The following is a 14388-nucleotide window of genomic DNA, read 5'->3' on the forward strand; positions in this document are numbered from 1 at the left end:
TTATAAAGGATACTTAATAGCTTGACTGGGTGATCTGCTTGGTGTCATTTTGTTTTTTGAAAGATAGATTATTTTGTATGAAACCTGCAATGGCTTTCCCTTCTTTCACTCCATTTTCAATTGCCGGCATATAATGTATCCCTCCATATAATCTGCTAATAGCTGCTTCCTGAGATGCGTTAACAAAAGAATCGAAAGTTCTTACAGGAAGTCCATAACTGCTTTCAGTGCTATCCACAAAATGAAAATTATCTCCAAAAACATCTGTTAAAGCCAAAGCTGCAGCGGTTGAAATAACACTATGCCCACTGGTGTACTCCGGGAAAGGTGGTGTTTGTAAAAGTGGCTTCCAGTCTTCATCAATATATCTGTTAATATAAGTCTCTGGCCTTATAAGGTTACTTCTAAATTTCTCATCCCAACACGAAATGAATGCATCATGAAGAGATATTGCAGTTAATGAATAAGCTTGTGAGCTTTTTAATAAATCTGCAGAATCCAATTGACAGGCAATCTTTGTTATGCCCATCCAGTGTCCTCCGGGAGTTATTTTCTTAGTAGCAAACATCACATGGCCTTGTACATTCATTACATAAGGATTACAATCCCAGAACCCGGCTATTTCTTCTACCTCCTGGTCAGCATTTTTTACTGCATTATATACCTGCATCACTTCCTTATAAAACTGACTGGTAGTATCAGTGCTGAAAGGCGTAGGACGATTAGGAATAAATTGGTTAGAGGAATCTAACACAAAAGTTCTTATCAAATTCCAGTGCGGCTCAATGGCTTCCATGTAAGCCGGAGGAGTAGGCTCCCAATGTTGTGGTTGGTTACTCAGAGAATGCCTCGACATAGTACGGGTTTCTTTGTAATTATCACTACTGGCCCATTTTAAGATATGTTTAGATACAGTATCCGCATATTGCAGTGAATTGTCATAAATTTGCTGATCTATTCCTTTTTCCATCAACTGCTGTTCCCATTTCTGATGCCATTCCTCCATTTTCTCTTCAGAAAATATAAAAGCTTTACCTACTAAGTACATGCTCTGCAAAGCAGCAACATCACTTTGTATAGGCATTTTTGGCTTAGGCAAAGGGTTTAATTCTTTTAACTGCCCTGCAAGAGAAACATAATTTGAATCACTTTGAGCCAGCACTTCATAAGCGGCTATGGTGGAATAAGAGTAAATTCTGGCAGCCACAGGGGGAGAGAAAATATCATGAACTATTACATCTGTAATCTGCTGCATCAAGCCATGCATTTCCTCAGGTGTTATTTTCACTTCTTTTTCTTCTGAATTACAAGCTATCAGCAATGACAAACCTGCCAATAAAGAAACCATTTTTATCTTCACAGATTTGCTCAAATTGTGAAGTAATTTATTTAACCAGACTTCATTACCTAATTTTTCATGGAGCTTTCCTTTCATATTTTTAACTAAATCTCTCATTTTAAATTACTGTCTTATTTTTTTAATTCTTAGTACCTGAATGTAGCCATTATTCTTAGCAAGTATTAAACAATTCATCTCTCCTACTTTTAGAGTAGCTATCTTTCTTACCTGTCCTGTAATCTTTGAACCTTCAAAATTTGATACGTTCACCTTTTTATTCCCGAAAGTTAAAATGTTACCGTAACTGGCATCATATTTACCTAATTCAATTGTATTATCATAAAAATTACCTGCTAAAAGAACTGTTGGGTATTGATCAGTTGAAGAAGAATTCAACTCTACTCCGGCATTAACAGAGGAAAATTGCACTTTAGTTGGTAATTCATGATGAGTGAAATTCATATTTCCATCATTAACATATAACATACTGGCAAATGCATTTGCTTCCATTACTTTCGATTCTTTTAATTTACCTGATCCGAAAATTTCCTCTAAACTTGCTTCGGCAAAATCTGTTGCATAAAGGTATTTCTTCTTTAAAGGTGACATTTGTTTTGTTAAATCCATGTGGTTAGCAAATGGCACCTCTTTTCCTTGTAAGTAATATGTCACAATTTGTTCCTCCTGACCATTATCGTCAAAATCGTTAACATACATTTTTACAGGTTGCTCTTTACTTGCTTTTAACCTCGAGTTTAAGCCGCTATTTCCTGCTAAAATATCCATATCTCCATCGTTATCAACGTCTAACACCTGAACATAATTCCATAAGCCCTTCTGTTCAGATACCTCTCTGGAATCAAACCCTTTTCCATTATTCAGGAAGATTTTCAATACATCCCACTCCAAAGCCAAAATAAGATCTGGCCTGCCATCTTTGTTAATATCAGAAAATTGGCCATCCTTTACCATACCAACTTCTGGCAATTCATTGGAATACTTTGCAGTTACCTCCTCAAATTTTCTATCCCCTTTATTAATGTATAAATAAGAATGTGGAATTTTACCATAATTTTTCGGCACGGCTCTACCTCCTACAAATATATCTTGTAACCCATCACCGTTAATGTCCTCGCTTAAAATGCAGGAAGCTGTAATAAATGCGTTATCAAGGTAGATCTTCTGTGAAAAATTTCCGCTTCCGTCATTAAAGTAAAGCCTCTGTCTTAAATATTCTGAATCACCCCAGTACTCATTTCCTCCGGCAGCAATCGCTAAATCAAGATGACCGTCATTGTCAAAATCTTTGAATACAGCATCTACATCTTCAAAAGTGCTATCGTTATGGATAAGCGGCACCTCAAGTTCAGTGAACTTTTTATTAGCATTTTGAATGAAAATTCTGCTCCGTTGTCTTTTGGCAGAACCTATAAATACATCTTCAAGCCCATCTCCATTGATATCTCCAACTGCTAAGGCTGGCCCTTCAGTTGATACCATGTGAGGCATTAACCGCTCCCTGTTAAACTCTACAAAATCATTTTCTTTATGCTTAATTTTCAAATTAACTGAATCCGTTAGATCCTCAGTAATAAACTCCGGTGTAGCACGGTCAAGCATTTTAAAATCAAACAAAGGCAACCCGCTCTGCCATGCCATAGTATCCACACTATTAAATTTGGGATTCTTTAACTCCTGATAAGTGGCATCAGGAAAAATTATATAAATAGCTTTTACCTTCGAACTGTCTCCAATACCGATATGAAAATTGCTCAAGGCACTGGATTGAAATCCTCTTACTGCATAATATTCATTACTGATAAAACCACTATCTGTAATAGCTATTACACGGGTGCCTATTGCACTTCTATTGTTCGGGCTACCCTGCAAATTAAGTATCAGTGATTTTCCGGACACTCCATTTTCAACAGCTAAATTTTTATAGATGAAAGGCTTATCTGCTATATTATTTACCACAATGTCTAAATCTCCATCATTATCAAAATCAGCATAAACCGATCCATTAGAATATGAATCTTTATTGTTAGAGATAGCATTCTTGATATCTTCAAAGGTGTAATCCTTATTGTTACTAAAGAATTTATTCGGGATTTTGATTTGCGGCATCTTTTCAATGATCTCTAAATCCTCCTTATCAACATAGCCCATTTCTGTTTTTTTACGCTGATCAATGTTATTAGACATAAAGTTGGTATAATCGATGTCATTCATTCTGCGGGGAATGCCGTTGCTTACAAATAGATCTTTGTAACCATTATTGTCAAAGTCAAAAAATAGGCCTGCCCACGACCAGTCAGTAGCTTCTACACCGGCTAATATAGCTATTTCACTAAAAGTGCTATCTCCATTATTAAGCTGGAGATTGTTTCTTGCAAATTGATCATTGTAGCCAAACCTCTTCTTAAACATATAAACATCGTATGCATCTTCCCCAAGAGACCTTTTTAGAATCAATGGATCATACGGAAGCATGTCAAGCGATAGAATATCACTATATCCGTCATTATTAAAATCCGCCATATCAACCCCCATAGAAAACCGGCTTGTATGGTTGATTTGGTTTGTAAGTACCTCTTTAAAAGTTCCATTCTTTTGGTTTAAATAGAGATAATCATTCTCATGAAAATCATTTCCAATATAAATATCAGGATAACCATCATTATTAACATCTCCGGTTACTATGCCTAAGCCGTACCCGAGTGCTGAACTGTTAATACCTGCTTCAGCCGTAATATCAGTAAATTTCCCATTGTCATTTCTGAAATATTTATCTCCTGCAGTCAGGCTCTTCTTACCCTCAAAACTCTCCCTTTCTCCATATGTACCATTTTCATGGATGGAATGATTAAGCTGAAACATATCCAGATCACCATCCAAGTCGAAATCTACAAATACTGCCTGAGTGGCAAAACCCACCAGATCCAAATCGTATGAAATTGCCTCATCTGCATAAATGGGAATTCCATTTTCTATTTTCTGGCATACATATAATTGGTTAGCGCTTTTTAGTATCTCATGATCGCCTACTTCACTTAGGTAAATATCCATCAAGCCATCGTTATTGATATCTACTACAGAAGCACCCGTTGACCAGCCCCCTGTACCACCAACTTTGGCTTTATCAGTAATATCTTCAAATTTAAAATCACCTTTATTCAAGAACATCTTATTTTGGCCTTGGTTAGCTGTGAAGTATAAATCCACCAACCCATCATTATTAAAATCTGCTGCAGCCAAGCCTCCCCCATTATAAAAATACATATAATCAAAAACTGAAAAGTCAGTAGTTTGCGTAAGGTTGTTCTCAAAATTTAACCCAGTGCTTTCAGCTTCCAATAAAATAAAAGAAGTATTATTGGTAGTATCATTCCGACAGCCAGAAAGAAATGAAACAACCAGAATAGAAGTAATTAAAATAAGGGTACTTAAACGACTCATAAATTTTCAGCTACTTTAAATAGTCTTGCTTTTTGATTATTGATGGTAACAAGTAAATGCTTTTCTCCTTGAATGGTAATTTCAGAAATCTGCTTCACATCTCCACTTAATTTTGTACCTATTTTGCTTTGAGCAGTGGTTGTAAATTCCCCATTGCCTTCCCCTAACAATAACAAGCCTTCATTGGCGTCCAATTTAGAGAATTGAGGGATAAAAAAGCTATCATTTCCTGCAAGGAAAAGATCTACTTCGCCATCTTTGTTAAAATCTGAGCTATATACAGCATGAATGCTGGAGAACTGAGCTTCTGCAGGAAGTTTTATTATCTCAAAATCACCTTTACCTGAATTAATTGCTACAACTGATGAAAAAAGATTGGCCTCTTTTACTATTGCTTTCTTTATTAATTCCTGAGGGAAAAGATCCTGAATTGATTTTTCGGCATAATCCGAGAATTTAAGATTCTGCTTTCTTAATGAAGGTACCTGAGCGGTAAGGTCTTTTTTAGAGGCCACGGGTTTGTCTTTTCCTTCAATTGATTGTGTAATTATTTTTTCTGTATCTCCATTTCCATCAAAATCATACAACCATAATTTTGTAGGAGCTTCAACAGAACCTCCAAAAAAGAAATTATCTCCCCTATTTCCTAAAATCAAATCTGCGAGTCCATCATGGTTCAAATCTCTTGCTTCAACAACATTCCACCAACCTTTTTTACCTGATAAGCCAGTCTCAAGTCTTTTTAGTTGTTTTCCTTCTATTGCAAATATTTCAATACCCATCCATTCACCAATAATAACCAGTTCTTGCTTTTCATCTCCCACTAAATTGACTAATACTGCATCAGTGATCATTCCCAGATCATCTAACTCTCTTGCTCTTCTAAGCGTCATATCTGTAAAATTACCCTTGCCGTCATTTTCAAAAAGGAAAGCTTTGGGATTACTTCCATAGTTTTGGGGGATGCTTCTACTTCCAATAAATAAGTCCAGATCCCCATCCTCATCATAGTCAAAACTTAATGCTACAGAAGTGTTAAAGGTATTCTCACCGAGTGCATTAGATGATACTTCAAATGTTTTGTTTGATTGATTAATATACAGGCGGTCAACAAAATCTTTATCACCCGCTGTAGCGTGGTTTCCCCCAGAGCCTACAAATATATCTTTCAATCCATCACCATTGGCATCAAAAGTATGAATTGCTGTATCTTCATATCTATCTGACCCTTCCAAAACACGCATGTCAAAATTACCATCACTCTTCTGAAAATAGAGAGAGGTTGTTTGTCCTTTCGCCCCTCCCAAAATAATATCTTCAAGCCCATCACTGTTAAGATCCACTACTTCATGAATTTGACCTTCTCTTGACAACATTTTTATGACTAAACCCTCATTGTAATAGTCAACATAGTTGTTTTCCTTGTGTGCCACAAAGTTGTTATTCTTTTCCACCAGTAAAGGAGACTTAGCCTGAATAAGGTCAGGTGTTATTACCTGAAGCTCCAGGGCTTCCTTTTCTACATCAGCGTAGCTTATTGTAAGGATGGAATCCAAAGGAATATTTTTAATAACAGACTTTCTGTTATTGGGCCATATCAATACCATTGAATCTAGCTCACTGATACTTCCCAAGCCAAAGTTTAGTCTGTAATCTATAGATGACTGAAAGCCACGAGTTGGGATAAGCTGTTGGTAAAATTTTTGTTGTTCAGCATACAATGTCACCTGGCTACCTATAGCATCTATATTGGGAGTTTGAAAGGATAAGTCCACTGTAAGAAAATGATTATTACCGTCTTCTGCAGAATTGTTTTTATAAATGAAGGAAGGCTGATTAAGATTATTAACTACCAGATCAAGATCGCCATCATTATCTAAATCTGCATAAGCCGCTCCGTTTGAAAAGGATTGCTGCCCTAAACCCATTTTCTCTTCTACAGCTATAAACTGAAGATTTCCGGTATTTTTAAAATATTTGTTAGGCTGTGGATTTGAAGGGATTTTTTCCAATACAGATTCCATTTTTTCTTTCGTACCAGTAAGCACCATTTTTTGCACCACTTCGTTGGCAAAGAAATCCATAAAGTCAGCATCTGTTACATCCTGATAAACACCATTGCAGACAAAAATATCTTTATAACCATCCATATCACCGTCAAAAATCAGAGCTCCCCAACTCCAGTCGGATTGGGCAACATCAGCATACCATGCAATTTCACTAAAAGAACCATTTTGGTTATTCAACTGTAAAGTGTTTTGCATGTATTGGTGATAAAAATCCCGTTCTAGCTTAAGCTGATAAATATTATAGTTTTCAAACTGTAATTTCTGTTTAATCAGTGCATCCGTCTCTGGCAGCATTTCCGTAGTAAAAATTTCAGGATACCCATCATTATTAATATCTGCCATATCAGCTCCCATTGAAGCCAGGCTTAAGTGTTTCATCCAGTCTTTTACCGATTCAGTAAAAGTACCATCTCCATTATTGATGTAGAGATAATCTCTTTCGAAAAAATCGTTGGCTACAAAAATGTCCGGTAAATTATCATTGTTAACATCTCCCACAGTAACCCCCAGTCCGAAGCCAATTAAACTGCCGTAAATACCTGCTTCTTTCGAAACATCTACATATTTACCATGATCATTTCTTAGCAACTTATCCCCTCCGCCTTTAACAAAATCTTTTACATCCCAATCTTCCGCATAAAGCTCTCTTTTATTAGCATAGTTGAGGGTATTAACAGGAATAAAACTATTGTTAAGAATGTAGACGTCTAAATCACCATCAGCGTCATAATCGAAAAATGCGGCATGGGTGGTATACCCTGCTTCATTTAAACCATATTGAGCTGCTTTCTCGGTAAAAGTATTATTACCATTATTAATAAATAATTGGTTTTCCTGAGATATACCTTCCGTATAGCCTGCATTGCAAATATAAATATCCTGAAAACCGTCCTGATTGATATCTACTATGGCCACTCCTGTGCTCCAATTGTTGGAAATGTTAAAACCGGATGTTTCAGTAATATCCTCAAATTGAAAATTTCCTTTATTAAGGTAAAGCTTATTGGACACCTGATTCCCGGTGAATACAATATCATTTAAACCATCATTATTAATATCAATGATGCCTACTCCGCCTCCGTTGTAAAAATTTCTATAGGTGAATAAGTTGAATTTATCTTTATTTTCAACAATGTTAATAAAATCTACTCCTGTTTGAGAAGTTTCAAGAAGTTGGAAAGTGGTGGGGATATTCTCCTCTAATTCAATAGTGTTTTCCTCTTGAGAGGAACATGAGCTAATAATAGGAATTAGTAGAACAGAAAAAATAAAGAGATTTGTGAACTTCATGAGATATTTACAATTCTGTATTTGTTTTTAGTTGATTAATAAACTCAGAGAATGAAATTTAACTTTTACGTTTATAAAAGCTATAATTTATTTCCAAAGATAGAATTGTTTGAATAAAATAAACAAAAGTAAAAAAAAAGGATAATGCGCATACATTATCCTTTAATAATTATATAGTGGTTAATTAATAACCTGGATTTTGAATAAGATTAGGATTTGTACTAATAGCAAGAGATGGAATTGGAAATAAAACTCTGAATTCCTCTGTATTATCTTTATAAGGCCAAGTATTCGTAAAAGTACCAAACCTGATTTGATCTTGCCTTCTCCAGAACTCAATATACATTTCTCTTCCTCTTTCATTTAGCATTTCTGTTACATCTAAAGAAGTTAAATCAGAGGCCCCTCTAATTTCTCTAAGTTCATTAACTATTGTCAAAGCTTCCTCAGAATTACCCTTCCACAGTTCAGCTTCAGCTTTCATTAGAACAGCATCGGCATATCTGAAAAGAATCTGTCTGTTCGGAAAAGCTCCTCCATTTTCCGGGTGATATTTCAAAATTCTTATGCCTGAAGCTTCTCCATTTCCAGTTAAACCAGGTAATTCTTTTGTGAATACTAACGGTGCTCCTGATCTAGTAGTCAATTGTTGTCCCTCATAGCCATATTGCTGTCCTACTAAAAAACCAAAACCATAACCATCAGTAGGAACATATCCTCTTCTGGTTTCTTGCCCTGAACCTGGAGCATTTGAATCAGAACTTCCTTCGAATAGTGCGTAAAATTCGGCAGTGGTTGTAAACCCGTTCCATCCTCCGGCAGTATTACCTTCAAATGCATTATGATTATAATGTAAACCATTCCAAATTCTCGAACCGGCATCCCTATTTATTGTGAATATAGATTCATTATCAGGTGCTGGATCAAAAATTCCGAAATAATTTTCTTCAAGAGCAAACCCGGCATTCGTAACTGCATTAACTGAGGCAATTACTACATCCATATCTGCATTATCAGGAGTAGATCCAGGGGCTGCTCCTAATAGAATATGTTTATTCAAATAAACCTTAGCTTTTAAAAAATTAGCAGCAGCCTGAGAAGCCCGTAATATTTGAGCATCATTACCAGGGCCAATGGCAGGTAAATTGGCTATGTTTTCAGCAGATAAATCTTCTTCTATTAGTGCAACAGCCTCTTCTCTTGATAAGACACTCGGGTTAACATCAACTCCATCAGTTGCTTCTCTAAAAGGAACCTGTCCCCACAAGTCCATGATGATAAACATATTTAAAGCACGCAGAAACTTAGCTTCTGCCAACTGAGCAGGAGTAGCATCTGAGGCCGGATCAATTATTTGATTCAATACAAATACAGCTGCATTCCTATCATTCCACGCTGTTAAGTTAAATTGGTGTGTAGCATCCCATGTATGCTGATGAAGTGTTCTCCACACCCCGTTATCTCCCCAGTCAGTTCCTCTGGTGGGAACCAATAATTCATCTGAACTTACTTCCATCAAAGCATATGTGTTATCCTGCCCCCCTAAATTGGCTACCCTATTATAAGAATCCGTTAAATTAGGAGCAACATCAACACCATTAAATCCTCCATCCGGTGAATCAATTACGACAGAATCAATTTCTTCTACCTCTAAATCGGTACATGACCAAGCCACAACCGATAATCCCATTAGTATTATTTTAAATCTATTCATCGTTTTAATTAAATTTAATAATTGTTAAAATGTAACATTAACCCCTACTGTCAATGTTCTCGGTCTAGGAAATGATGTATAATCAATTCCAAGAGATGGTACATCATTTAATGATTTATTCACATTTACTTCAGGATCAATGCCACTATAATCAGTTAAGACAAATAAGTTTTGTGCATTAGCATAAGCACGCAATGATTTTATAAAACTATCCTGACCAATGTTAAAAGTATAACCTAGAGCAACATTTTGAAGTCTCAAATAATCACCCTTTTCAAGAAACCTTGTAGATACATCGGGAGCATTAATTGGAGCCTCTCCAGAAGTAAGAACATCCTCCGTAACATTTCTACCATTACCATAAGCACCAGCAGTGAAAAAAGCATTAGCTGTATTATTATAAATATAATGTCCGAACTGACCGTTCAGATAGAGACTCAAATCCCAATTTCCATAAACTGCACTGGTATTGATTCCCAAATTATAAATTGGGATTGGACTTTTTCCCAGGAATTGCTGAAAATCTCCATCATTATATGTGGCTATACCATTTTCATCATACCCTTGAAAGTCTCTTAAATAATAAGCAAATAGTGATTGCCCTCCGGTAATTCTTTGGGCAAATGCGTTAGTTAATCCTTGACCAGATATCTCACCAGTATCAATTGATCCATCATATCCTTCAACTTTATTATCATTGTAAGATAAGTTGAATCCGAAATCCCAAGTAAGGTCAGAATTGTCAAGCAATACATAGTTTAAAGAAAACTCTACTCCCTGGTTGATCACATCAGCATCTAAGTTAAACCATGTAAAAGGTTGAGGTGCGGGTTGAGCAGATGTTACCTGTATTAACAGATCAGTCGTATTCTTTTTGTAAAAATCTAATGTACCTGTTAACCTATTATTAATAAATCCAAAATCAATACCAATATTAGTTTGTGCTGTTTCTTCCCACTTCAAATTAGGATTATCAAATGCGATAGTCTGAAGACCTGGAATAATTATTTCTCCACCATCATTAAAACCAATATCACTATACCCTTGTCTTCTCTGATAAAGATTATGAGGGATTTCCTGATTACCTGTTACTCCATAACCTAGTCTAAATTTCAAATTAGTAAATGCATCAGGCATAAAAGATTCGTCTGAAACTCTCCATGCAAAAGCAGCTGATGGAAAAACTCCATACTTATTATCCTCACCGAAACGAGAAGAACCATCTGCTCTTACTGTGGCAGTAAAAAGATATTTATCTAATAAATTATAATTTACTCTCCCAAAGAAAGATTGTAACTCATCTACCTCACCGAATTTATCTTCTACTACTCCATCAATTGGAACATCTGCAAAATTCCCCGGGGATTCAACAGTACCAACAGTAGGACGTAAAGTATTAACAAAGAAACGATTATCGTCTACACCAAATTGCTGATAATCATTACTTATCCTTGCCCTTATATTATCGCCTGCATCATCTAAAATTTCTACCATTCGATCCATATCCGATACTCCCTGAAAACCAATCCCTTGTAAAGTATAGCCTCTTCTATCAAACTCCTGATACGAATATCCTGCCAAAACACTTAAATTACCATCCCCTACTTTCTTATTAAAATTTAAAAGAGCTTCAAATAAATTACTACTAGTTTCAATGCTAGAGATACCTGCCTGACCTTTACCAGCTGTAGTAGCAACCAATAGCTCCGGAGAAACCACCTGGTTTCTTACAGAACTTGAGTTATCAAAACCTCCATTTACCTGAAAATTTAAATAATCTGTGATGTCATAATCTAAAGAAAGATTAATTAACGCCCTATCCGTTTGAGCTTCATCCAAGTTATACTTAAGCATAGCTAAGGGATTTCTTATACCAGATACTTGCGTTTCTGCATTATTAGGTAAAGTTGGATTGGCAGCATAGGCAGCACCTAACAAATCACCTTCAAAACCAGCATTATTAGTAATAGGTGGAGCTACATCATTTATTCTAGAAAGAGTTATTTGCGTATTAAAATTTAACTTATCATTTAAAAATCGCTGATTAAAATTAAGTCTGGCATTCAATCTTTCCATTGCAGAATTTTCTACTACTCCTTCTTGGTTTTCATAACCTAAAGAAACACGGTAATTACCTGTTTTGTACCCATCTGCGTAGGATAAATCGTGCTTATTAGAAATTGCCGTTCTCGTTATAGCTTCCTGCCAGTCAGTATCACCTCCAAAATCTAACTCCTCTGGGTCTGCTCCAAAGTCTGTCAGGTTACTCAAGTATTGCTCTCTATCTAATAAATCAAATTTGTTAGCGGGAACTGCCCAGCTTACAGATGCACCATATGAAATAGATTTTTTAGCTCCTTTCCCACTTTTAGTAGTGATCAAAACAACTCCATTAGCTCCCCTCGCTCCATAAATAGCCGTTGCCGAAGCATCTTTTAAAATATCAATGCTCTCAATGTCATTTGGATTTAAAAAATTTAAGGGATTTCTAGGTGAAGAAGTACCACTTCCAACATCTAAACCTCCAGCAGTTACATCACCTCCTGAAAGAGGTATGCCATCAACCACAAAAAGAGGGTTGTTGCCATTTCTAACTGAAGATGTTCCTCTTATTCTAATATTAATTCCAGCACCAGGTTCTCCACTAGCCGAAGTAATTTGGACACCTGCTGATTTTCCTTGAATTAATTGTTCAGGAGAACCTATAACTCCACCATTAAATTCTTTTGATGAAATTCTTTCTACTGCTCCAGTAGCATCTCTTGCCTCTATCTGACCATAACCTACTACCACGACTTCCGAAAGTTGAGCAATATCTTCTGTCAGCGTAACATCAATAACACTCCTGCCATTCACCGCAATCGTTTGCTCTTTATAGCCAATAAAAGAAAATTTAAGAGAAGCTCCCTCTCCAACGGATAATTGATAGTTACCATCCAGATCTGTAGTTACTCCATTACTGGTACCTACTTCTAAAATATTAACTCCGGGGAGGGTTTCACCAGTGGCGCCATCCTTTACCTGACCGGAAACTGTCCTGCTTTGAGCCATTACATTTGCCAAAGGAATGAGAGACAGCATTGTCATTATTAGTAAAAATTTTTTCATGAATTGTTAGTTTTAATTTGTAAATTTTCAAGTACTCATTTAAGAATAAAATATTTTAATTCTATGGGTTTGTAAAAGTTAATTTTGCTTTTTCATCATTGTAAAGTTTAGATTGCTGTTATTTACCATTTTTATAACTTCAATGTAATTATTCGAAAATAATAGTGCAAGACATTGTGTAATAATTGCACAAGTTAACATTTACGTAATCGTTTACGTACGAAAAAAATGACTTATTTAGAATTTTTCTAAATAAATTTAGTGATTTTTGTCAAAATAATATCGGAATGGGCAAACATAATACAAGGTTAAAAGATATAGCAGATAAATTAGGGATAAGCATTCCAACAGTTTCAAGGGCATTAAATGATAAACCAGACATTGGTATAGAAACTAAAAGAAAGGTGATGGAACTTGCAGAAGAAATGCATTACCAGAGAAATGAATTTGCTATCAATTTTAAAAATCAACAATCTTTTATCATAGGCGTCATCATTCCACAAATTGTGCATCATTTCTTCTCCAATATCATTAATGGAATTATCACTGAAGCTGAAAAATTCGGCTACAGTGTGATGATTTTTCAAAGTAATGAAAGTTACCATTCTGAATTAAAAGGGACCAAGACCTTTAGAAAAAGTATGATTGACGGCTTAATTATTTCTTTAGCAGACACTACCGATGATTATTCTCACCTTAGCTCTCTTCAAGAGCATAAAATACCTGTAGTGTTAATAGATAAGGTGACAGATAGATTAGAGGCAAGCAAAATCGTTTGCAATGATTATCAAGGGGCGTATGATGCTACTTCCCATCTTATTGAGGTAGGTAAAAGAAGAATTGCTCACCTCACAGGATCATTAACACCATTAACTACTCGCGAAAGGTACCGAGGTTATTGCGATGCATTAAAAAACAATGACTTAAAGCTGGACAATGAACTTATTAGGTATTGTGATCTGGTATCAGGAGAAGAAGGCTATCAGGAAATGAAAACATTAATCAGTTTATCTAATCCTCCTGATGCTATTTTTTGCGCAACAGACCCGACTGCAATTGGCGCCATTAATGCTGTTAAAGATAGTGGTCTTAAAGTACCAGAAGATATTGCTGTGATAGGTTTCAGTAATTGGAGTATGTCTTCAGTGATTGATCCACCTCTTTCTTCAGTTATCCAGCCGGATGTGGAAATGGGTGAACAAGCAGTAAGGCTCATCATTGAAGAAATTGAAAATATAAGAAATGATAAACCAGTGGTTTTTAAAACCCATGTGATGAAAACTGCTTTAATACTAAGGCAGTCAACACTAGGTAAAAAGGAAGGAGTGAATGTTTAAAACTATTTTCACTCCTTTAAAATATCAAAACTCTAAATCTGGTTAGAATTCTTTCAATGCCAGATTAGCCCA

At 35.8% G+C, this 14388-nt stretch carries 6 protein-coding genes; 1 reads left to right on the forward strand and 5 read right to left on the reverse strand.

Features of this window, described 5'->3' with window-relative positions; all coding sequences use genetic code 11:
- Nucleotides 1–13 precede the first annotated feature (13 nt).
- The 5 genes from IEV85_RS16770 to IEV85_RS16790 form a co-directional block, all read right to left on the reverse strand.
- On the reverse strand, nt 14–1435 hold the full coding sequence (locus IEV85_RS16770) for a phosphatase PAP2 family protein (protein ID WP_188465563.1): 1422 nt from the start codon (nt 1433–1435) through the stop codon (nt 14–16).
- Between the two features lie 27 nt (nt 1436–1462).
- The gene (locus tag IEV85_RS16775; protein WP_188465565.1) at nt 1463–4798 is read right to left on the reverse strand and encodes a VCBS repeat-containing protein; all 3336 of its coding nucleotides are present in this window, start codon (nt 4796–4798) and stop codon (nt 1463–1465) included.
- Nucleotides 4795–8157: a VCBS repeat-containing protein gene (locus tag IEV85_RS16780; RefSeq protein ID WP_188465566.1), complete on the reverse strand. Its 3363-nt coding sequence runs from the start codon at nt 8155–8157 to the stop codon at nt 4795–4797. The genes IEV85_RS16775 and IEV85_RS16780 overlap by 4 nt, the downstream gene beginning before the upstream one ends.
- Before the next feature lie 184 nt (nt 8158–8341).
- Nucleotides 8342–9847, reverse strand: a complete 1506-nt coding sequence (locus IEV85_RS16785; protein WP_229712629.1) for a RagB/SusD family nutrient uptake outer membrane protein — start codon at nt 9845–9847, stop codon at nt 8342–8344.
- Nucleotides 9848–9895: 48 nt separating this feature from the next.
- Complete coding sequence (locus IEV85_RS16790; protein ID WP_188465570.1) at nt 9896–12979, reverse strand: SusC/RagA family TonB-linked outer membrane protein; 3084 nt, start codon at nt 12977–12979, stop codon at nt 9896–9898.
- A 287-nt stretch (nt 12980–13266) separates the two neighbouring features.
- Here IEV85_RS16790 and IEV85_RS16795 point away from each other — a divergent pair, with 287 nt between their 5' ends.
- The gene (locus IEV85_RS16795; RefSeq protein ID WP_188465572.1) at nt 13267–14316 is read left to right on the forward strand and encodes a LacI family DNA-binding transcriptional regulator; all 1050 of its coding nucleotides are present in this window, start codon (nt 13267–13269) and stop codon (nt 14314–14316) included.
- The last annotated feature ends 72 nt before the right edge of the window (nt 14317–14388 follow it).

This window comes from Marivirga lumbricoides (assembly GCF_014636295.1).
GTDB classification, from domain to species: Bacteria; Bacteroidota; Bacteroidia; order Cytophagales; family Cyclobacteriaceae; genus Marivirga; species Marivirga lumbricoides.

Excerpts from the sequence above, each read along its gene's own strand:
- IEV85_RS16770 (WP_188465563.1), bottom strand. The coding sequence starts at position 1,435 with ATGAAAGGAAAGCTCCATGAAAAATTAGGTAATGAAGTCTGGTTAAAT.
- IEV85_RS16780 (WP_188465566.1), bottom strand. The coding sequence starts at position 8,157 with ATGAAGTTCACAAATCTCTTTATTTTTTCTGTTCTACTAATTCCTATT.
- IEV85_RS16785 (WP_229712629.1), bottom strand. The coding sequence starts at position 9,847 with ATGGGATTATCGGTTGTGGCTTGGTCATGTACCGATTTAGAGGTAGAA.
- IEV85_RS16790 (WP_188465570.1), bottom strand. The coding sequence starts at position 12,979 with ATGAAAAAATTTTTACTAATAATGACAATGCTGTCTCTCATTCCTTTG.
- IEV85_RS16775 (WP_188465565.1), bottom strand. The coding sequence starts at position 4,798 with ATGAGTCGTTTAAGTACCCTTATTTTAATTACTTCTATTCTGGTTGTT.
- IEV85_RS16795 (WP_188465572.1), top strand. The coding sequence starts at position 13,267 with ATGGGCAAACATAATACAAGGTTAAAAGATATAGCAGATAAATTAGGG.